17 protein-coding genes are annotated in these 19,551 nt (G+C 75.2%); 3 read left to right on the top strand and 14 right to left on the bottom strand.

Features of this window, described 5'->3' with window-relative positions; all coding sequences use genetic code 11:
* Positions 1-45: 45 nt before the first annotated feature.
* From BLT82_RS05270 to BLT82_RS05240, 7 genes are all read right to left on the bottom strand, one after another.
* On the bottom strand, positions 46-1,431 hold the full coding sequence (locus BLT82_RS05270) for an aKG-HExxH-type peptide beta-hydroxylase (protein ID WP_093652609.1): 1,386 nt from the start codon (positions 1,429-1,431) through the stop codon (positions 46-48).
* Positions 1,428-2,600, bottom strand: coding sequence for an FxsB family cyclophane-forming radical SAM/SPASM peptide maturase (locus BLT82_RS05265; RefSeq protein ID WP_093652608.1), 1,173 nt, complete (start codon positions 2,598-2,600; stop codon positions 1,428-1,430). Before BLT82_RS05265 ends, BLT82_RS05270 begins: the two co-directional genes overlap by 4 nt.
* A gap of 250 nt (positions 2,601-2,850) precedes the next feature.
* Entirely contained in the window at positions 2,851-3,039 is a 189-nt protein-coding gene (gene fxsA, locus BLT82_RS05260) for an FxSxx-COOH cyclophane-containing RiPP peptide (RefSeq protein ID WP_093652607.1), read from the bottom strand.
* A gap of 47 nt (positions 3,040-3,086) precedes the next feature.
* On the bottom strand, positions 3,087-6,422 hold the full coding sequence (locus tag BLT82_RS05255; RefSeq protein ID WP_093652606.1) for an SAV_2336 N-terminal domain-related protein: 3,336 nt from the start codon (positions 6,420-6,422) through the stop codon (positions 3,087-3,089).
* Positions 6,423-6,429: 7 nt separating this feature from the next.
* A complete protein-coding gene (locus BLT82_RS05250; protein ID WP_093652605.1) occupies positions 6,430-7,446 on the bottom strand; it encodes an AAA family ATPase in 1,017 nt (338 codons plus the stop codon).
* Positions 7,447-7,555: 109 nt separating this feature from the next.
* The gene (locus BLT82_RS05245; RefSeq protein ID WP_244291835.1) at positions 7,556-9,637 is read right to left on the bottom strand and encodes a VMAP-C domain-containing protein; all 2,082 of its coding nucleotides are present in this window, start codon (positions 9,635-9,637) and stop codon (positions 7,556-7,558) included.
* A 41-nt stretch (positions 9,638-9,678) separates the two neighbouring features.
* Complete coding sequence (locus tag BLT82_RS05240) at positions 9,679-10,209, bottom strand: CU044_2847 family protein (RefSeq protein ID WP_093652603.1); 531 nt, start codon at positions 10,207-10,209, stop codon at positions 9,679-9,681.
* Between the two features lie 136 nt (positions 10,210-10,345).
* Between BLT82_RS05240 and BLT82_RS05235 the strand changes: the two genes are divergently transcribed.
* Positions 10,346-10,528 carry a DUF6104 family protein gene (locus BLT82_RS05235; RefSeq protein WP_005312030.1) on the top strand — a complete coding sequence of 61 codons (183 nt, stop codon included), beginning with the start codon at positions 10,346-10,348 and terminating at the stop codon, positions 10,526-10,528.
* Positions 10,529-10,605: 77 nt separating this feature from the next.
* Here the strand turns inward: BLT82_RS05235 and BLT82_RS05230 are convergent, their stop codons facing one another.
* Complete coding sequence (locus BLT82_RS05230) at positions 10,606-11,385, bottom strand: hypothetical protein (RefSeq protein ID WP_093652602.1); 780 nt, start codon at positions 11,383-11,385, stop codon at positions 10,606-10,608.
* Between the two features lie 138 nt (positions 11,386-11,523).
* Between BLT82_RS05230 and BLT82_RS05225 the strand changes: the two genes are divergently transcribed.
* Together BLT82_RS05225 and BLT82_RS05220 are read left to right on the top strand one after the other, a co-directional pair.
* Positions 11,524-12,372, top strand: coding sequence for a DUF4097 family beta strand repeat-containing protein (locus BLT82_RS05225; protein ID WP_093652601.1), 849 nt, complete (start codon positions 11,524-11,526; stop codon positions 12,370-12,372).
* Position 12,373: 1 nt separating this feature from the next.
* A complete protein-coding gene (locus BLT82_RS05220) occupies positions 12,374-13,312 on the top strand; it encodes a PadR family transcriptional regulator (protein ID WP_093652600.1) in 939 nt (312 codons plus the stop codon).
* A gap of 364 nt (positions 13,313-13,676) precedes the next feature.
* Here the strand turns inward: BLT82_RS05220 and BLT82_RS05215 are convergent, their stop codons facing one another.
* The 6 genes from BLT82_RS05215 to BLT82_RS05190 form a co-directional block, all read right to left on the bottom strand.
* The gene (locus BLT82_RS05215; protein WP_093652599.1) at positions 13,677-14,240 is read right to left on the bottom strand and encodes a Clp protease N-terminal domain-containing protein; all 564 of its coding nucleotides are present in this window, start codon (positions 14,238-14,240) and stop codon (positions 13,677-13,679) included.
* The gene (locus BLT82_RS05210; RefSeq protein WP_018571396.1) at positions 14,240-14,449 is read right to left on the bottom strand and encodes a helix-turn-helix domain-containing protein; all 210 of its coding nucleotides are present in this window, start codon (positions 14,447-14,449) and stop codon (positions 14,240-14,242) included. The genes BLT82_RS05215 and BLT82_RS05210 overlap by 1 nt, the downstream gene beginning before the upstream one ends.
* Positions 14,450-14,481: 32 nt before the next feature.
* The gene (locus tag BLT82_RS05205; RefSeq protein WP_093652598.1) at positions 14,482-15,843 is read right to left on the bottom strand and encodes a cellulase family glycosylhydrolase; all 1,362 of its coding nucleotides are present in this window, start codon (positions 15,841-15,843) and stop codon (positions 14,482-14,484) included.
* 65 nt (positions 15,844-15,908) lie between these two features.
* The gene (locus BLT82_RS05200) at positions 15,909-16,874 is read right to left on the bottom strand and encodes a zinc-binding dehydrogenase (protein WP_093652597.1); all 966 of its coding nucleotides are present in this window, start codon (positions 16,872-16,874) and stop codon (positions 15,909-15,911) included.
* A gap of 103 nt (positions 16,875-16,977) precedes the next feature.
* Entirely contained in the window at positions 16,978-18,546 is a 1,569-nt protein-coding gene (locus BLT82_RS05195; protein ID WP_093652596.1) for an alkaline phosphatase D family protein, read from the bottom strand.
* Positions 18,543-19,133: a phosphoesterase gene (locus tag BLT82_RS05190; RefSeq protein ID WP_093652595.1), complete on the bottom strand. Its 591-nt coding sequence runs from the start codon at positions 19,131-19,133 to the stop codon at positions 18,543-18,545. The genes BLT82_RS05195 and BLT82_RS05190 overlap by 4 nt, the downstream gene beginning before the upstream one ends.
* Positions 19,134-19,551 lie beyond the last annotated feature (418 nt).

The following is a 19,551-nucleotide window of genomic DNA, read 5'->3' as shown; positions in this document are numbered from 1 at the left end:
CCCTGCTCCGTGACATTCCATACGAACATACAACGGAACGTGGTGTCACCGCTGCGTTCCGTTTCGCTGGCACCAGATCACGCGCGCGGTGTCGACATATGCCGCCGCCCTCGCCAAGTGCCCGAAAGGGGGCGGCTGATCAGCCAGATGGTCGTAGAGCGCGATCATCTCGTTGACCACGGTGCGCCCTTCGCGGGTGAGTGCCCCGGAGCCCGCGAGGACGGGGAGCACCGCGCCGACCTGTTCGCGGCAACGCGCGTGCTCCGCCCAGGCGAGGTCGCGGTGTGCGGAGTTCCGGGCGCCGAGCGCGAACCGCTGCCAGTAGTCGGCCAGCGCGATGTGCGAGTACGCGCCCTGCAGCAGGCCGTCGAACGGCCGCGGGTCCGATCGCCAGGGAGCGAAGTGCCGCGGTGCGGCGTCCTCGTGGTGCAGCGGGGCGAGCGCGCACAGCGCCGCCAGTTTGGTGTGCTGGAGCTCGTGGACGAGCGTCGCGGCGAAGTACGCGGGCGTGGACGGCTTGCTGCTGAGGACGGCCCCGAAGGCCTCGCGCCGGGTGCCACTGCAGTGCGACGCGCTCCCGCCGGTGGGGCCGGAGCCGGGCGGCGGGGCGAGCGGCACGAGGCAGCGGAGCAGTACGGCCGCCTCCGCGGTGCGGTGCTCGCCGCCGATCCGCAGCAGGGGCTCGATCCCGGACCAGGACTCCGCCCACGCCTTGCGTTCGCCGTCGTCGAGCGCGGCCCCCGAGCTGAGCCCGTGCCGCTCCAGCCCGCCACCCTCGGTGCGGTACGGGTGGAGGTCGTCGAGCGGCACGGGGTGGGAGCCGGGCAGGACGGCGGGCAGCGAGAACACGGACTGCCAGCGCGGATCGCCGCAGTGCGCGGTCCCGTCGGCGGCCCTTCGTACCGCCACCCGGCTCCCCCAGCCTGCTCCGAACGTCAACTCCTCGCCGTCGAAGGCGATCTCCACCGGCTCCGGGCCGGGCACGCGCAAGGCGCCCAGGAGCGGAAGCACCAGCGTCCCGTCCCGGGGCGGGAGCCGGGTGGTGAAGGGCAGCCCGGCGCGGACCGCGGCCGCGGCGGCGAGGGCCCCGAAGTGGTCGAGTCCCGCGCCCGGGCGGGGCGCCGGTCCGGGCGCGGTGAGCCCGTACAGGCAGCGCTGGGCCCAGGGCCCGGTCAGCGGGTAGAGCAGCAGACCGCGCACGGCCTCCCGGTCCTTGCGCTCGGCGGCCTCCAGCAGTGCCCAGGCGTCCCGCATCCGCGCGGCAGCCCGTCGCCCGGATGCGGCGGGTGCCGACTCCGCCGCGTCCAGGAGCGCGCGCAGCAGCACCATCCGGCGGGTGTGCTGGTCCCGTACGAGCAGTCCGAGTGCCTCGTGGCCGCCTTCGGTGCGGCCGAGTTCCCGAAGGGTCCGCCCGGGGACGGGCGCCCTCACCGGACCGCTCCGGCGCCGGCGCCGGCCGCGGCCAGCCGGCCGGCCGCGTGCCGGATGAGGCGTTCGAGGTCGGCGCAGTAGACGGACGGGTGGGTGAAGCCGGCGCCCGCGCGGTAGCGGTGGGCGTAGTGACCGCCGCCGCACACCGTCAGCAGCGGGCAGGCGCAGCACTCGGCGGAGAGGGCCGCCGCGCCCGCCTGCCGGGCGGCCATCCCCGGGTGGCCGAGGACGGCGTCGAAGGCGTGCCGGAAGACGTCGAGGCCCGTTGCGGCGGCGCCGTCGTAGGCGGACTTCAGGGAGTCGACCTGCTCGATCGCCCCGTCCGTCTCCACGACCACGGCGTTGACCGGGTCGAGGCCGAGCGACTCGGTGGCGCCGGGCAGGCCCAGGAGCAGGGCCAGGCACTCCTCGAAGAGCCGGACCCGCGTCTCCCGCCGCCGGGCCCCCCACCAGCGGTCGAAGACCGCGACCAGCCAGTCGCCGTAAGGGGTGGGTGCGTCGGGGAACCGGTGCGGCGTCCCGGGCGCGGCCGCGGGGTGCCCCGGCGGTGGGGAGGTCCAGTTGCCGTGCGGCAGCAACAGGTCGAGGGCCGGGGGCGCGAGGTCCAGCAGGGACTCGTACGTCTCCACCGGATCGGTCCGCGGGTCGACGACGGTGAGGATGCCGGCGTACGCGTCCGGATGGCGCTCGGCGAGGAGCCTCGCCCCCCGCGACGCGGCGGGCCAGGACGGCCGCCCCGCGTGGTCGGTGCGCAGGGCGTTGTGGGCGGGGAGGCCGCCGTCCAGGCTGATGCCGATGCGGACGCCGTGGCGGGCGAGGGTGCCGGCGCGGGCGCCGGTCAGCAGGGTGGCGTTGGTCTGCACGGTCGCGCGGACGGTGCAGCCCTCCGGCACCCGTTCGCGCACGAGGGAGGCGAAGGCGCCCAGCCGGTCCGCGCCGGCGAGCAGCGGCTCGCCGCCGTGCAGCACGAGCGAGAGCCCGCCCAGGCCGTGAGCGGCGGCGTGCTCGGCGATCCGGGCCGCGGTGCGGTCCAGGACGCGGGGCGGGGCGGCCGCCGGCCGGTCGCGCCAGGTCCGGTCCGGGCCCGCGTACAGGTAGCAGTAGCGGCAGGCCAGATTGCAGCGGCCGTGCATCTTGACGATGAACTGGCCGAACGGCACCGGGGGCATCGTCCGACGAGACACTCCGGCACCCCCATGCTGTACGGCACGCGGTACGGCCCCCGCTGCCGGCCCGAGGCGAGTATCCCTGCGGGGCCCGGCGGGCAAACCCACGCCGGGCGACGTTGTCCTGTTCACCGGAGTGCCGGGCCGAAACCGGACCCCCGGCCGGGACGGGACCCCGGATCGGGACCGGGCTCCGGCACACCGCACCACGCGACGGGACCGCGGGCGGACCGCCGGCCCCGGAGCCCGGCGATCAGAACGCGTTGGTGAAACCCCACAGCATCTCCCGCGGCTGCTCGGCCCTCCCCCGCAGTTCCGCCAGCACCTCGGAGAGCACCGGGTGGTCCAGCGTCCGCAGCCGCTCCAGGTCGAGCCCGAGCAGATCGGGCAGTTCACCGCTCGTGTCCGCCGCTCCCGCGGGACTCTCCGCCGACTCGCCCATCACGCCTCCCCGTTGCCGTTTCCCGGTCCGTGCCCCGTGCCGGGTGCTCATCGCTCCAGTTCGGCGAGCCGCTCCGCGGTGGCCTCACCCTCCGCGCCGCCGCCGTCCGGCAGCCTGCGCCACTCCCGGACCGCGGCCCGGTACGCGTCGCGCGCGGCCCTGGGTCGGCCCGCCTCCTCATAGGTCCTACCCCGCCAGTGGTTGGCCCTAGCACCCAACAGCATTGCTTCTTCGCGCTGTTGGGCGTCTTCGCATTCGGCCAGGGCCGACCTCGCGTACTCGGCGGCATCGCGGAACGCCTCGGCCGCCTCGTCGAGCCGGGCCGGTCTGCCCAGGCTCTGGTAGGCGGCCAGCCGGGCCCGGCCCAGCTCCAGCGAGCAGCGTGCGGCGGTCAGCGGGTCGTCGGCCTCCTGCGCGGCGAGCCCGAAGAGGTACTCGGCCTCGCGCAGGTCCACCCGGTCCTCGGTGGCCCGGTGCCGCAGCATCAGGGCCCGGCCCAGCATCAGCAGCCGCTCCGCCTGGTGGACGCTGCCGGCCGCCGTCTCCGTGCGGCAGTCCCTGAGGACGCGGACCGCGGCGCCGATGTGGGCGCGCCCGCCGGGGAGTTCGGCTCGTCGGAGCAGGGCGGCGCCCCACTCGGCGAGCAGGTCCGCGTGGGCCCGGGAGTCGCGCGGAACCCCGCGCGACGCGGCCTCGAAGGAGCGGGCCGCCTGCTCCAGCCGCACCGGGTCGCCGGACTGCTCGTGGCGGTGCACGCTCACCCGGCCCGCCCTGATCTGCAGCGAGGCGCGCAGCCGCGGGTCGCCGACGGTCTCCAGCGCCTGGTCGACGAGCGCGCCGGCCTCGTCCACGCCGTCGCCCGACCGCAGCAGAGCGTCGACGAGGTCCAGCAGGACCCGCTGCCGACTGCCCAGGGTCTGCGCGCCGCCGCCCGCGCCGAACGCCTTGCGCAGGGAGCGCGCCGCCTGGCCCGCGTACAGCCGTGCCTGCTCGGTGTCGGTGGTAGCGCCGGAGAGCCGCAGCAGGGTCCTGCCGTGCGCGAGCGGCAGGCTGACCGGCCGGTTCTCCTGGTCGGGCCACACATCGGCGAAAGCCTCGAGCATGCCGACGGCGCCCTGGAGCAGGGCGCTGTCGCCGCCGAGGCGCCACTGGGCCTCCAGGGCCCGCACCCGGTCCAGGGTGAGGCGCAGGGCCTCGGCGGCGTCGAGGCCGGGTGCGGCGCAGGCCGCGGTGTACTCCCGGTCGGCACGGCGGAGCAGGTCCAGCGCCCCGCGCCGGTCGCCGCGCCGCCGGCGCTCCTCGGCGGCGGCGTGCAGCACCTTGGCGAGGATGGCGCGTTCGCGTACGGCGCCGGGGTGGGCGGCTGCCCTTTCCGCGGCCCGTTCGGCCTCCCGCAGCAGTTCGCCGCCGCCCTGCACCTCCCACAGCCTCAGCAGGCAGCGGGCGAACTCGGCCCACAGACCCGGGTCGGAACCCGGCCGCTGTTCCCGCTCGGTGGCGCCGCGCAGCAGCTGCACGGCGTCCATCAGGTAGTGGACCATGCTGTCGCTCTCGAACTGCCGCAGCAGGGTCCGGGCGCGGTCGACCGCGGCGTGCTCCGGCCGGCCCTCCTCGGGCGGCCCGGCGGGACCGTACGGCGCGAACTGCTCCGGCAGCGGCATGAACCGCTCCAGCACCCGGGCCGCGACCTCGGCGAAGGGGGACGGCACGCGCTCCTCGCCGTTGTCGCCGGGCCCCTCCGTGTCGTCGTCCGGGCCACCGTGCGGGTAGGGGGCGTGCCGGCCGTCGTCGAGCTGGGCCAGGGCGAGGGCGGGGAAGTTCGGGCCCCCCTTGCCGAAGCGCTGCTCTATGTACTCCGAGCAGTGCTTGAGCACGAGCACGGCCTCGTCCCGTCCGAGCGGGCCGAGGAGCGCCTCCCGGACGCCCGGCGCGAACTCGTACCACTGCCCGTCGTCGCGGCCGTCGTCCCCGGCCCGGGCCAGCAGTCCGCTCAGCAGCACCTCGGCGAGTTCGGACGGCCCGGAGTCGGGCAGCATCGTGCGCTGCACGAGCTGCATCACGGGCAGGTAGAGCGGTGCCGCGGCCAGATAGACAGCGAGCTGACCGGCCGCCGGGGACGCCGCGGACCGGAAGGCGCTGACGAGTTGGAGCGAGGACGGCCGGCGGGCGCGGCGGGCGGCGGGCGCGGCGGGCTGGTCGCCGCGCACCAGGCCGACCGCTCCGGACACCCGGCCGGCGCCGGTGCCGGAGAGCAGCCTCGCCCAGGCCCCGAGCGCACCGGCGACGGGAGGCAGGACCGGTACCGGGAGTTCCCCGCGGGAGGTCCGGGGCGCCGGGGCGGACTCGTCGGTGAACCTGAGTGCGGCGGCTCCCGCCGGGCCCTCGCCCCGGGACAGCACGCCATGGGTGACCGGCAGCCGCGTGCGGTTCCACATGCGCTGCGGCAGCGGCTGGACGACGGCGGCGGGCGCCTGCCTGGCGAGCCGGTGCAGCAGCCGGTGGGCCCGCCCGCTGTGCCACAGGGGTCCGGCGCAGTCGCTGAGGAGGACGGTCACCCGGCGGCCGGTGGGGTCGCTGAGCCGGTCAGCGGAGTGCAGCGGGGCGGCGGCGGGGTCGAGGCTCCGGCTGACGGCGGGCGCCCCGTCCGGCCCTTGGTGGAGATAGCGGACCTGGACGTCCCTGAAGGCGCCCAGCCGGGCGAAGACCAGCTGGAGTTCGGCGAACAGCCGGTCCCAGACGCGCATCGAGGAGGAGGCGTCCATGACGAACTGGAGCAGCGCGTCGGCCCTGGACACCCCCGCGAAGACGGGGAGGACCAGCCCGCCCGCGCGGGCGCTGCGTTCCGCCGTGGCCGCCTCGTCCAGGACGGTGCGCGCCGGCGGGGCGGCAGGCCGGTAGCGCTGCAACGGCCGCAGGGCGCGCTGGAGTTCGAGGGGGGCCGGCAGGACGGGGGCGGCCGGTACGCCGACGGTGAGCGTGGTGCGGTCCTCGCCCGGCCCCGGGCGCGGGAGGCCGTCGCGGCGCGGTACGGGGTACAGGGCGACCCGCCGGTCCTCGCCGTCGAGTGCGGCCCGGGGGGCGGGGTGGTCGCGATCCGCGGCGTCGCCGGGGCCGGCGGGCTCCCCCGGGACGGCGGGACGGGCCCGCGTCTCCCCGTGCGTCGCCGGGGCCGGGGCGGCGGGCCGCTGCCCGGGTTCCGGCGTCGGCCCGGGCCGCCGGGTGTGGCCGGCGAGCCAGAGGGCGTCGCAGAGCTGCTCGGCGTCGGGGTCGAGCCCGGCGGCGCGCAGCCGGGCGACGAAGGTCGGCAGCAGTCCGCCGTCCTGCGGCGGCGGCTCCTCGCGGGGCGGGCCGCCCGGTCCGTGCCGTGCGCTCGCGTCGGGCATCAGTGCCTCACCTCGGGCGGTCGAGTCGCTGGATGAGCAGGTCGGCGAGCCGGTCACGGCCGGCCGGGGCGGCGGCGTCGGTGAGGTAGATGGCGTTCAGCAACTGGTCGGTGGCGAGGAGTTCGCTGCGGGAGCGCTCCAGGAAATGGGCGATGAGGTCCTCGCCGGAGCGGGCGGCCTCGTCGCCGAGGTGGGCGCGCACGAACGTGGCGAGCCGCTGGTGGTCGGGCCGGCCGAGCTCCAGGTGGATGCAACGGCGCATCAGCGGCGCCGGGAAGTCCCGTTCGCCGTTGCTGGTGAGGACGACGAAGGGGAAGGCGTTGCACTGCACCCGGCCGCCCATCACGGTCGCCCTGGTGCCGTCGTCGGTGAGCACCTGGGCGCGCCCGTCCGGCAGCCGGTCGGCGACGCGCTCCAGCTCGGGAATGCCGAACTCGCCCTCCTCCAGCACGTTCAGGAGGTCGTTGGGCAGGTCGATGTCGCTCTTGTCGAGTTCGTCGATGAGCACGACGCGAGGCCGCTCCGAGGGCAGCAGCGCGGTGCCCAGCGGGCCGAGCCGGATGTAGCCGCCGATGTCGTCGGCGGCGCCGTCGCGCCCGGCCGCGGCGCCGTGCGCGGCGATCTGGACGTCCTGCAGCCTGGCGATGGCGTCGTAGTGGTAGAGGCCGTCCTGGAGCGTCGAGCGGCTGACGATGGGCCAGCGAAGCACCCGGCCGAGGCCCAACTCGTGGGCGACGGAGTGGGCCAGCGTGCTCTTTCCGGCGCCGGGGCTGCCGGTGACGAGCAGCGGGCGGCGCAGATAGAGGGCGGCGTTGATCATCTCGAGTTCCTCGGCTCCGGGCCGGTGCAGTTCGGCGACGTGCCGGTGGCCGCCGAGCCTGCGGTCCGCGGAGCCGTCGGCGCCGCTCGCGGCGGCGTGCCGGCCCGCGAAGTCCCGCCACGGCGGCGGGGGCGGCAGCTGCCGGATGCCCTCGTGAGGTTCGCCGGCCCCTCGGTAGATGAGCCACTCGCTGGGTTCGCTCATTGCGTGTTCCTCGTCGTCACTCGTCCGCAGGGGGCAGCGGCAGCCGTCGAACGTGCCTTACGGTAGCGATCCGTTGTACGCCCCGTAAGGGGATGTCCGGCCGGGCACCTCACGGGGCCTCCAGCAACTGGCCGGAGCCGGGCAGGGGATGGTGCGGATCGTCCCAGAACAGCGCGACGCCGTCGGACCAGTACGTCTCCGTACGGCCCGCGTGCACGCCGCGCCGCAGTTCATGGATCGTGTGCGGCAGCCGGTCGGCTGTGCCCGCCCCGGCGACGGTGCCGGCGGCCCGCCGGTGGAACTCGGTGCAGACGGTGTCCGCCCGCCGCCCGTCGGGGCGGCGCCACAGGGCGAGGCCGAAGCCTCCGTCGAGGACCCGGAGCAGACCCGTGGCGCCGTCCGGCCCCGGCCCGGCCCCGGACCGGCAGAGCACCGGAACCGTCTCGTGCGCCATCGAGCGCAGCTCGGCCGGTTCGGGTACGGGTACCCCCAATCCGTCCTCGCAGTCGAGGACCTCGGCCCGCATCAGGGCGTTCCTCGTGCGGTTCCAGCGCGCGAGGCGCTCGCTCGCTCCGGCGTCCGTCTCCGGGGGCGGCAGGTCGGAGCAGCGGATGACGACGGGGCGGGCGGCCCCCAGCGGCGGCCCGTCCGGCGGTACGCGCCAGCTCTCGACGTCCAGCCCGAGCATCGCCCGGACCACGGCGACCTGGAGGACGGCCGGGCTGCCGGGTTCGTCGCAGCGGCGGAACGCCTCGGTGAGCGGCGCGGCCAGGCACGACGGGAGGTTCGCGAAGGCGGTGCCGTGGCTGTCCTCGGCGACCGGAAGGACCTCGCCGCCGGGGCGGGAGACGCCGACGCGCCAGTCGTGGCGGTCCCGCTCCCAGCCTCTTGGCTCCAGCTCCAGCAGGACGAAGGGCCGTTCGTCCGGGCGCCGTACGGGACGGTCGGACGCCGGGGCGGGGTGCCGCTGGTGCGCCTGGTCGGCGCGGACCCGGCCCGCGTGCCACAGCAGGGTGAGCTCGTGGCGCAACTCCCGCGGCAGTCGGTCCTCCGCGATCCGCTTCACCCATTCCCACAGGGACTTCTCCGCGGTCACGGTCGACGGTGCGGCGTAGGGCCGCTCGGCGGCGATGACGCTCATGCAGTAGCGCAGGACGAGTTCCAGGGCGCCGTCGCGGTCCCGGGTCTCGTACAGCGCGCCGACGGCGTCCCGCCAGCCGCGCGGCGCCGGCCGGTGGTCGCGCGGGTACACGCCGGGCAGCCGCTCGAGCTGCTCCAGGAGGCTGTGGGTGCTGACCGGCGGCGGGAACTCGGCGAGCCGGCCGAGGAGGTCGACGCGCTGCTGCGGGCTGAGGGCGCGGCCGGCCCCGGCACGCAGCTCGCTCTGGACGTCCGCCCAGGTGCTGTCCGTGCTCACCGGGCTGTTGTGCCGGTCGGCGTGATAGCGGTCGTGGGCGTGGAACACCGCCTGGTAGACGTCGTCGGTCTCGGCGGTGACCGCTCCGGCGGGCACGGGCAGCGAGCGGAGCCGGTCGACGCCGATGGACGTGCCGCCCTTGCTGCCGCCGAGGCGCGACTTGAGCACGCCGACGACCTCGCCCCGTGCCGGGTCGACGACCGGCGAGCCGGAGACGCCCGGAACGAGCCAGTCGCCGTCGATGCGGATCTGCGCGTCGGCGTCGGACCAGCCGCCGTAGGTGCCCATCACCTCGCACCGCCCGCTGAGCCTGGTCGGCCGGCCGTCCACGATCGTCCAGCCGGAGAAGAGGACGCTCTCGCCGCCGAAGAGCGCTCCGGGCCGCTCGGTGACGTACACGCACGGGTGCTCGACGGGCCGCAGCAACCGGATCAGCGCGAGATCGGGCGCCGGCCAGCCGCCTGAGTCCGGCGGGAGGACCGCCTGGTGGGCGGTCGCGTACGGGCCGTCGGCGGCCGGGGGCTCCGGCAGCGCGGCGACGACCGCGCCGGCGACGGTCGTCTCACCGCTGCCGGGACCGGTCTCGAAGACCACGTTCACCTCGCGCCCCTCCCCCTGCATCGCCACGTGCGCACAAGTGAGGACCCAGCTCGGGGCGATGAAGAAGCCGCTCCCCAGGAAGCCGCCGCCGGATCCGTCGGGAACATGCCCCGGCGGCGTCCCGTGGATACGTACGGTCGCGGCCATCACGAGGTTCAGCAGTGCACGGGGCATCCGTCCCCGGGCGCCCCCTGCGCCCCCCGGCCACCCGTCGGTCATGACCGGCCGCCGCCGGGCGGCAGGGTGCCGTCCGGATGCGCCGGTGCGCCCGGCGCCGTCCGCGGCACCTGGGCCGGGGGCCGCGGCGGCACGGGTGGCGCGGGCGGAACGGGCGCCTGCGCGGGCGGAACGAGCGTCTGCGCGGGCGGGGCCGGATCGCCGTCGGGCGGTCCACCGTTCCAGGTGAGCGTGACCTTGATGGCCCCCTTGGCCTCACCGTCCGCGAGGAGCCCGACCACCTTTCCCGCCTTGGCGGTGAGCTCGATGCCGAACTCGACGCTGACCTCGTCGGGACGCACCGCCCGCAGGGGCCCGGCGAGCGAACGGGCGACCCCCGTGACGACCCCGTGCAGGCTCTCCATCCTGGCCTGCACCTGCTCGGCGAAACCGGTGTCGCTGTACGGCAGTCCGCCCGGCTCCCCGCCGGGCCCGGGCCGCTCCAGTTCCGCGGCCCCGGAGATCCGCGCCCAGACCGGTGTGCCGTCCGGCAGGACGATGCGCGTGACACGTGCCTCGGAGTCCCCCATGGCATCCCCCGTTCCCTCAACTGCCCGCAGATTAACCCCGGTAGCGGCGCCGGTGCGGGCGAACGGCCCGGGTGCCGGTCCGGGCGGCCGCCGGCACCGGCCGGACCGACGCGCGGGGCGCATTAGGCTGGTGGCCATGTACTTCACCGACCGTGGCATCGAGGAGCTGGAGAAGCGGCGCGGCGAGGAGGAGGTCACCTTCGAGTGGCTCGCCGAGCAGCTGCGCACGTTCGTCGATCTCAACCCGGACTTCGAGGTGCCGGTCGAGCGGCTGGCCACCTGGCTGGCGCGGCTCGACGACGAGGACGACGAGGAGTAGCGGGGGCGGCTCCCCGGCCGTCACCGCACCGGCCCGCGGTCCCGGCCGTCACCACCACCCGTCCGCGATCCCGGCCGTCACCGCACCGGCCCGCGGTCGCGGGCCAGCGCAAGGGCGCCGTGGGCGAGCAGCACGGCCCCTGCGACCGTCCACCCCGCGCTGCGGCGGGCGAGACCCCAGACGGTCAGCGGGAATCCGGCGGCGATCTGCACGATGGCCGGAACGCTCGGGCCCGTCGGCCGGTGCCCGAGGGCGTGCGCGGTGTGACCGCGCTCCTGCCCCGCCGCCGCTTCTTGTTCTTCCCGTACGGCCGCCGCCCGGGCGGCGGCGCGGATGCCGTCCGTCTGCCCGCCCGGGACGACGCCCTCGGGCAGGACGAGGCCGGTACGGCCCAGGACCGCGGTGAGCCCGATCAGCCGGGCGCGGGCGCCGGCATCCGGCTCGGGGCGGGTGAGCGCTTCCAGGGCCTGGAGGTCCAGTACGGGGTCGAGGCCGAGCCGGGCTGCGAACGTGTGCATCGCCTCGTCCTCCCCCGCCGGTGTGCCGTCCGCGAGCCAGACGTAGCCGACCGGGCGGCGGAACCCCGTGGCGAGCGTGAAGCCCGCGCGGTCCTCGTCCCACCAGAGCGCGAGCAGGGGGTGGTCGGTGGCCACGGCGAGCGCCGTGGCCCAGCCGGAGAGCACCCGGTCCACGGGTTCCGCGCCGCCCGGCCACGGCTCCCCCTCCGGCACGAGCGCGCTCCAGCCACGGCCCGCCGGGGCGAGGAGGAACGGCTCACGCAGCAGTGGGACCGCGGGCCCGATGACGTCGTACTCGGCCCGGCAGAGCAGCAGTCCGCCTGCGGAAGTCGCGTTCATGCGCCACACGCTAAGGCACTTTGCCCGCATTTGCCGCCACCCCTCACAAGCGCCCCTTGACTTCCGGTCACCGCGATATATCGTGTTGCGGAGAAGACGCGATATGTTGCGTCCCAGGCAGGCCGGGAGGTCAGCACCATGCCCGACTCGACATGGGAAGTCGCCGAGCCGACGAAGCTCACCTTCGACGAGCCCGTGACGTCCCTCAACGTGCGCATCGTCAACGGGGCGGTGAACGTCGTCGGAACCGACGAGAGTTCCGCCCGGCTGGAGGTCTCCGAGATCGAGGGCCCGCCGCTGATCGTGACGAGGTCCGGCTCCACCGTCTCCGTCGCCTACGAGGACCTGCCCTGGAAGGGCTTCCTCAAGCTGCTCGACCGCAAGGGGTGGCACCGCCACGCGGTGGTGTCCCTCGCCGTGCCCGCCGACGCGACCGTCGAGGTCGGCGTCGTCGGCGCCGGAGCGGTCGTCTCCGGCATCCGCGGGCGCACGGACGTCCGGGGCGTCAGCGGGGACACGACGCTCGTCGGGCTCTCCGGCACCGTCCGGGCCGAGACCGTCTCCGGCAGCCTGGAGGCCCAAGGCGTCACCGGCGATCTGCGCTTCCAGTCCGTCTCCGGGGACCTGACCGTGATCGAGGGGGCGGGCTCGTCCGTACGGGCCGACTCCGTCAGCGGCGACATGGCGATCGACCTCGACGGAACGCCCACGGACATCCGCCTCACCAACGTCTCGGGCGAGGTGGCCATCCGGCTGCCGCACCCCGCGGACGCCCGCGTCGAGGCCAACACCGCGAGCGGCGCGGTCTCCAACGCCTTCGAGGACCTGCGGGTCAGCGGACAATGGGGCGCCAAGAAGATCACCGGCACACTCGGCGCGGGCAGCGGTTCCCTGCGGGCCACCACCGTGTCCGGGTCCATCGCCCTCCTGCGCCGTCCGCCCCGGGCGGAGGAACCGTACGAGGACGAGACAGGAAAGGCCCTCTGACATGCCCCCCGTATTCGCCCACGGCCGACTCCGCCTGTATCTGCTGAAGCTCCTCGACGAGGCCCCGCGCCACGGGTACGAGGTCATCCGCCTGCTGGAGGAGCGTTTCCAGGGGCTCTACGCGCCGTCCGCGGGCACCGTCTATCCGCGCCTGGCCAAGCTCGAGGCCGAGGGCCTGGTCACCCACGCCACCGAGGGCGGGCGCAAGGTCTACTCGATCACCGACGCCGGCCGCGAGGAGCTCGCGGGCCGCAGCGGGGAGCTCGCCGACCTCGAACTCGAGATCCGCGAGTCCGTCTCCGAACTGGCCGCGGAGATCCGCGACGACGTGCGCGGCGCCGCGGGCCAGTTGCGCAGCGAGATGCGCGCGGCCGCGACGGAGAGCCGCAGCGCCGGCGGCTCCGGTGCAGGCGACGACGCCTGGCAGGCCACGAAGGAGGAGCTGCGCCGCGCCAAGCAGGAGTGGAAGGAGCAGGCGCGCCGGGCGAAGGACGAGTCGCGCCGGGCCCGCGAGGAGGCGCAGACCGCCCGACGCCAGGCCAGGGAGGCGCAGGACCGTGCGCGCGACGAGGTCCAGCGCATCGCCCGCCAGGTCCAGGACCAGGTCCAGGGGCACTTCGCTCGCGGTGACTGGCCGACGGGCGTGAGGGAGGGGCTCTCCGAACTGACCGCGCAGCTGGGCGGACTGGCCGCGCGCGGCACGGCATGGCCGCCGCACGGCAAGCCCGATCCGGCCGATGCGGGCCCCGAATGGGCGAAGGACACGGCGGAGTCGGGCGACCCCGCGCGCGACCTCGAACGCCTCCTGGACCGCTTCCGGGACGACGTCCGCGACGCGGCCCGCGACCACGGCGTGACGGCGTCCCAACTCGGCGAGGCACGCCGCCACTTGTCGACGGCGGCGGCGCACATCTCGGCGCTGCTGCGCGGGGGCGGGTGAACACCGCGGGTGAACACCGCGCAGGTGTCACGCCCGGGGCGTGACACCTGCGCCTGCGCGCCCCGGGGGCCGGCACTTCGCGCGCACCAGGGAGTCCCGCGCTTCGCGTGCGGTCCGGTGGCGCCGGCGCTCGGGACTCGCGCATCCCGGGGCGGCGCGCGGAACGCCGCCGGCGCGTTCCGGTCCCACGCGGGCCGGTGCGACCGCCTCGCCCCTCGCACTTCCTCCGCGGGACCCGGCGGACCGGAGTCTCCGGCCGCCCTTCCTCCGCGGGACCCCGCCGGGCCGGGATGCCGGGCCCGTCCCGCGCGCTCGGGTGCGCCCGGGGGCACCGGCCGCAGGGGCCCGAGCCGGCCGCGACCCCTCACACCCGCGGGAACATCGTCCGTTCCAGCGACTCGTACGTGGCCCCGTGCGACGCCAGCACCTCCGACACCACACCCCGCCCGACCGACAGCGCCAGCAGGATGTGCTCGTCGCCGATCGTGCGGTCGCGGCGGCCGACCGCGATGCGGAGGGACTTCTCCAGCACGCCCTTCGCCTCGCGGGTGAAGGGGCGGTGGCCGGACCTCCACCCCTTCCCCGGAGCGGGGGACGTCGGACGGTCGCCGGCGAGCACCCCCGCGCCGTGCGTCTCCTCGACGCGGGACACGATCGCGCCGACGTCGATCCCGAGGCCCGCCAGCGCCTCCGCGTCCGCCTCCGATAGACCGCCCCGGCGCCGGGCGTCCTCCAGCGCGGCTTCGACGGACGCGCGCCGGTCGGCGACCCCGAGCGCACGGAAGGCGAAGGACGCCTTCGTGCCCTCCTGGTCGAACAGGGCGAGCAGCATGTGCTCCTCGGTGATCTCACCGGCACCCGCCCGCTCCGCGTGCCCGACCGCACCGGTCACCACGGCGCGTGCGCCTCGGCTGAACCGTTCGAACATCACTGCCTCCCGTACTTCTTGTGCACGGCCTGCCTGCTCACGCCCAGCTCGGCCGCGATCTCCTGCCACGACCAGCCCTGGTTGCGGGCGCTCCGTACCTGGACGGCCTCCAGTTGCTCCAGCAGCCGCCGCAGCGCGGCGACGGCACGCAGCCCGACGCGCGGGTCGCGGTCGCCCGCCCGCTCGGCGAGATCGGTTGCTTCGGTCATGCCTGTCAACTTACATTGACAATTGGCGACCGTCAACGTCGGTTGACAAGCACACCGACCCGCTCGCCCGGCCGGGCGAGCACCAGGTCGCCGATCCGCACCCCGCCCGACACCGTGACCCGCCATCCCCGCTCGCCCCTCGGCAACGACAGCTCCGTGGGCCGGGATCCGCGCGCCTCGTACACCAGCCGGTACACCCCGCGCTCCGGGTCCCAGCGCTCCTCGCGCACCACCCCCGCGACGGCCGGTGCGTAGGGCGTCGCCGTGAGCTCCTTGTTCGCACGGAAGCGGCCCGACTCGTCCAGCGCGCAGTACCCGCCCCCGTAGCACCAGACGTAACCCGCCCAGCCCGAGCCGTACCGGCCCATCGAGGCCAGGGCGTCGCGGTAGAAGCGGCCCATGTTCGGCAGCGAGTTGTTCAGCGGACCCCACTCCCCCACGACGACGGGCACCCCGTACCGCCTCGGATACTCGGTGACCGCGGCCTCGTAGGACTCGATCCAGCCGGCCTCGGGGTCGTAGTCCGCCCCGGCCTCCATCGCGGCGTTGTAGAAGTGCGGGGCGTAGACGACCTTCGGGTCGTGGATCCGGCCGAGTCCGGTGGGGACGCCCTCGCCGACGATCGGGGTGGGCTCGACGAAGAGCCAGCTGTCGTCGTCGGCCGAACGGACCGCGTCGGCCAGGCGGTTGTACATCGGGGTGAGCTGCTCGCGCTCGATACGGCGGGCGGCCGTCGCCAGGTCCTCGCCCTCGCGCAGCTCGCCCATGGGCTCGTTGACGAGGTCGTAGCCGAGCACGGCCGGATGGCCCTCGAAGCGCTCGGCGAGCACCCGCCACATCCGGGCCTGGGCCCGCCGCAGATCGGCGTCCTCGTACAGATGGGTGAACGCCCGCTGCACGGCCGGCTCGAAGTACTCGGCGAACCAGTCGTCGGGGTGCGGGGTGAACGGCAGGCCGTCCGTACGGGTCGCCCATTCGGGGATGCCCCTGTGCCCGAACGCGGGGCCGAAGACGTCCTGGTGGGCGTCGATCACGACCCGGACGCGATGCTTGTGCGCCCAGTCCAGGACACGTCCGATCCTGTCGAGGTACCGCTCGCTGTAGCGGCCGCGGACCGGCTCGAGGTCGTCCCAGAACACCAGCAGCCGGGCGAAGCCGAAGCCCTGGGCGCGCAGGTCGCGGAAATGACGCTCGGTGATGGCGGACAGGGCCTGCTCACCGCGGTGCGCCTTGTCCTCGACGTTCCAGCCGCGCAGGGTGAGGACACGGCCGTGGTCGTCGGTGAGCCGGGGCACGGCCCGCTGCACGGGGCGGGGGTCCGCGGCGGCGGGCGCGCCACCGGTCAGGACCAGGAGGAGGAGCAGGCCGACGAGTGCGGCGAGTGGGCGGCGCATACGGGACCTCCGGCACGGCGCGGATCGGCAGTGCCGGAGATCCCATCAGCGGAACTGACGGGTCATCAAGAGTTGGTCAGGACAATCTTCCCGAAGAGCTCGCCGGAGGCCATCTTCGCGAAGCCCTCGCGCGCCCTGTCCAGCGGCAGCACCTCGTCGATCACCGGCCGGACGCCCGTCGCGGCGCAGAAGGAGAGCAGGTCCTCCAATTCGTCCTTGGTGCCCATGGTGGAGCCGACCACCTTCAGCTCCAGGAAGAAGATCCTGGTCAGCTCGGCGTGCGAGGGCCGGTCCCCACTGGTCGCGCCGGAGATCACCAGCGTGCCGCCGGGGCGGAGCGACTTGACCGAATGCGACCAGGTGGCCGCGCCGACGGTCTCGATCACGGCGTCGACGCGCCGGGGCAGCCGCGCGCCGGGCTCGAACGCTTCGACCGCGCCCAGGTCCACGGCGCGCTTGCGCTTGGCCTCGTCGCGGCTCGTGGCGAAGACGCGGAGGCCCGCGGCCTTGCCGAGCACGATCGCGGCGGTGGCGACTCCGCCGCCGGCACCCTGGACGAGCACCGAGTCGCCCGGCCGGACCCCGGCGTTGGTGAAGAGCATGCGGTAGGCGGTCAGCCAGGCGGTGGGGAGGCACGCGGCCTCCTCGAAGGAGAGCTCCTTCGGCTTGCGCAGGACGTTCCAGCTGGGGACGGCGACCTGCTCGGCGAAGGTGCCCTGGTACCTCTCGGTGAGGATGGAGCGCGGCTCGTCCGGGCCGACGCCGTGGCCGCTCTGGCCGATGACCGAGTGGAGCACCACCTCGTTCCCGTCCGCGTCGACGCCGGCGGCGTCGCAGCCGAGGATCATCGGGAGCTTGTCCTCGGCGAGGCCCACTCCGCGCAGCGACCACAGGTCGTGGTGGTTGAGGGAGGCGGCCTTGACGTTGATGGTGGTCCAACCGGGACGGGACTCGGGGGCCGGGCGGTCACCCAGCTCCAGGCCGTTCAGCGGCTGGTCGCGGTCGATGCGGGCAGCGTATGCGGCGAACATGACCTTGAGCGTAGGGCGGGCCGGTGCGCGGCGGAACCGCGCACCGGTGTGACACACGTCCCTGGGGGACCCGGGCTGCGCAGGGCACCTCCCGGTTTCGCCCCTACCCGTCCCTCCGCCACTGGGCGGGCGAGTTCTTCGTCGCCGGGTCCTCGTACGAGCCCGCCGTCCCGCGGTCCACGTGGAACGTGGTCAGGGTGGTGACGGGCGAGACCGGGTCCCGGCGGTCGGCGACGACCCGCATGTGGGCACTGAACCGGCGCGGTGTGACCTCGTAGACGTCGTAGCCGTAGCGGTTGCCCTCGAAGTACTTCAGATGCGGGTTGGCCGCGCCCATCAGAGGGCCGTTGGCCTTGTTCCAGTCGGCCGAGTACGCCCCCGAGGTGACGGAGTGCGCCGTGAACTCCGTGCCGATCACGGGCGAGGAGGGGTCGTCGTAGTCGGGCCGGATGTCGTCGACGAAGGCGGAGTGCCAGTCGCCGGTGATGACGACGAGGTCCTCCAGGCCGCTGCCCTGCACATGGCCCAGGACTTCCTTGCGCTCGGCGAGGAAGCCGTCCCACTGGTCGGTGAACATGTACGAACCGCCGGGGCGGCCGCGGAGCTGGCTCAGCATGATCGAGTTGGCCCAGACGTGCCAGGTGTCCGGCGCCCGGTCGACGTTCCGCTTCAGCCAGGACTTCTGCCGGGCGCCGAGGATGGTGCCGTCCGGCAGGTTCTGGGCGGACCGGTGGGAACGCAGGTCGAGGACGGTCAGCTCCAGCAGGTCGCCCCAGCGGCGGGTCCGGTGGATCTCGGGGTCGGGCAGCGCGGCGGCTCCGGCGTCGCGGTGCGGCATGTTCTCGTACCAGGCCTGGTACGCGGCGGCGCGGCGCTTCATGAACGGGGCGCCGCCGCCGGTCCCCGAGTAGTCGTTGACGACCTCGTGGTCGTCCCAGGTGAGGAACCAGGGGTGGGCGGCGTGGGCCTCGCGCAGCGAGCGGTCGCCCTTGTAGAGGGCGTGCCGGCGACGGTAGTCGGCGACGGTGAAGATCTCGCCGCCCTCGTGGTCGCGGACGTGGTCGGCCGGGACACCGCCCACCTGGCCGTGCTCGTATATGTAGTCGCCGAGGTGGACGACGAAGTCGACGTCCTCCCGGGCGATCCCGCGGTGTGCCGCGTAGAAGCCGTCGTGGAACGCCTGGCAGTTGGCGGCGGCGAAGCGGACGGAGGCGACGTGCCCGGCGGGCGCGGTCCTGGTGCGGCCGGTGCGGCTGGTCCTGCCGAGCGCCGTGAAGGCGTACCAGTAGCGGGTGCCCGGGCGGAGCCCGGAGACCGGGACGTGGACGCTGTGCCCCAGGGTCGCGGACGCGGGGGCCGTACCGCGGGCGACGACGCGCCGCAGCGCCGGGTCGGTGGCGACGACCCAGTCGACCTCAACGATCTCGGGCAGCGGCTGCTCGCCCGCCAGCGGTTCCGGCGCCAGCCGCGTCCACAGCAGGACGCTGCCGGTCTGCGGGTCGCCGGAGGCGACGCCGAGGGTGAACGGCGCGGGGTCGTAGTCCGCGCCGAGCGCCTCCGCCGCCTCGCGGGCCTGCGCGGGCGTGAGCCCGGCGCTCAGCGGCCAGGCGAGGTTCAGGGCACCGGCGGCGCCGGCGGCCTTGAGCAGATCACGACGGTTGAGCCTGGTCACTGGTGTCCCCCGGAAGGCTTCGCGGTGGCGGTCAGGGTGAGCGAGACGGCGTCGGCGTAGCCGTCGTTCGAGGTGCCGCCGCCGCTTCGGGTGAAGACGAGCAGCACCCGTGCGGTGCGGGCGCCGGGCGGCACCGCGGCGGACGCGGTGCGCTCCAGCAGCGCGGTACGGGACTGCCGCTCGGCCGCCGTGACGGGGCCGAGCACCGACAGGGCGACCGGCGTGCCCCTGCCGTCCCGGAACTCCACGGACAGCCGGACGCCGTCCTCCTGGGCCGCGTACCCGCCGAGCCAGCCGGCGAGCGTGTACCGGACCCGGCCGGCGTCGACGGCCTGCCGCCCCGTGCGGCCCTGCGCGGGCAGCACGATGTCCTGCACGAGCGCGGTGCGGGGGCTGTTGCCGCCGGAGAAGAAGCGGCTGCCCCGGGAGGCCGGGCCGGGGTCGGCCGCCGTCGGGTAACCGCCCCCGAGGCTGTACGCGACGAGCGCCGGCGCCCCCTCCCACACGTCCCAGCCGTTCACGTCAACCACCGGATCCGCGGACCCGCCCGGCCCGCTCTCCGCGTCACCGTTCACCACGAGATTCATTCACGCCTCCCCTGTTCCATTCGGCTTGCGAATCCCAGCAGTTGGCGGTGAACCGGGGAAGACGGCGTGGGTAACGGGCGGGGATGCGGGCGGGTCGTCCGCGGGACCCGCGGCGGTGGGGGTCGGCGCCGGACCGCCGGGCCGGGGCGGACGCCGTGCCGTCCCGGGCACGGGCGCGGACCCCTGCCGGCCCGGACCCCGGCCGGCCCGGGAACGCGCGGGCATCCCCACGACCGAAACCGTCCGCGCCACGGCACCACCCGGCAGCGCTGCGAGCGCGAACCCCGGCCGGCCCATGAGGGGCCTCAGGAGGGTCCCCTCGCCCGTCCGGCCGAACCCGGGCCGCCGACGGAGCGACCCGGCGCGGACGTGCCACGGCCCCGGACGCGTCCAGCGCGTCCGGGGCCGTGAAAGGGGC

Source organism: Streptomyces wuyuanensis (assembly GCF_900103455.1).
Classification (GTDB): Bacteria; Actinomycetota; Actinomycetes; order Streptomycetales; family Streptomycetaceae; genus Streptomyces; species Streptomyces wuyuanensis.
Note: the sequence above shows the minus strand (reverse complement) of the source record. Positions and strands in the feature narration are given on the sequence as shown.

Excerpts from the sequence above, each read along its gene's own strand:
- BLT82_RS05240 (WP_093652603.1), bottom strand. The coding sequence starts at position 10,209 with ATGGGGGACTCCGAGGCACGTGTCACGCGCATCGTCCTGCCGGACGGC.
- BLT82_RS05255 (WP_093652606.1), bottom strand. The coding sequence starts at position 6,422 with ATGCCCGACGCGAGCGCACGGCACGGACCGGGCGGCCCGCCCCGCGAG.
- BLT82_RS05200 (WP_093652597.1), bottom strand. The coding sequence starts at position 16,874 with ATGTTCGCCGCATACGCTGCCCGCATCGACCGCGACCAGCCGCTGAAC.
- BLT82_RS05225 (WP_093652601.1), top strand. The coding sequence starts at position 11,524 with ATGCCCGACTCGACATGGGAAGTCGCCGAGCCGACGAAGCTCACCTTC.
- BLT82_RS05265 (WP_093652608.1), bottom strand. The coding sequence starts at position 2,600 with ATGCCCCCGGTGCCGTTCGGCCAGTTCATCGTCAAGATGCACGGCCGC.
- BLT82_RS05250 (WP_093652605.1), bottom strand. The coding sequence starts at position 7,446 with ATGAGCGAACCCAGCGAGTGGCTCATCTACCGAGGGGCCGGCGAACCT.
- BLT82_RS05230 (WP_093652602.1), bottom strand. The coding sequence starts at position 11,385 with ATGAACGCGACTTCCGCAGGCGGACTGCTGCTCTGCCGGGCCGAGTAC.
- BLT82_RS05215 (WP_093652599.1), bottom strand. The coding sequence starts at position 14,240 with ATGTTCGAACGGTTCAGCCGAGGCGCACGCGCCGTGGTGACCGGTGCG.
- BLT82_RS05210 (WP_018571396.1), bottom strand. The coding sequence starts at position 14,449 with ATGACCGAAGCAACCGATCTCGCCGAGCGGGCGGGCGACCGCGACCCG.
- BLT82_RS05190 (WP_093652595.1), bottom strand. The coding sequence starts at position 19,133 with ATGAATCTCGTGGTGAACGGTGACGCGGAGAGCGGGCCGGGCGGGTCC.
- BLT82_RS05220 (WP_093652600.1), top strand. The coding sequence starts at position 12,374 with ATGCCCCCCGTATTCGCCCACGGCCGACTCCGCCTGTATCTGCTGAAG.
- fxsA (WP_093652607.1), bottom strand. The coding sequence starts at position 3,039 with ATGGGCGAGTCGGCGGAGAGTCCCGCGGGAGCGGCGGACACGAGCGGT.
- BLT82_RS05235 (WP_005312030.1), top strand. The coding sequence starts at position 10,346 with ATGTACTTCACCGACCGTGGCATCGAGGAGCTGGAGAAGCGGCGCGGC.
- BLT82_RS05205 (WP_093652598.1), bottom strand. The coding sequence starts at position 15,843 with ATGCGCCGCCCACTCGCCGCACTCGTCGGCCTGCTCCTCCTCCTGGTC.
- BLT82_RS05245 (WP_244291835.1), bottom strand. The coding sequence starts at position 9,637 with ATGCCCCGTGCACTGCTGAACCTCGTGATGGCCGCGACCGTACGTATC.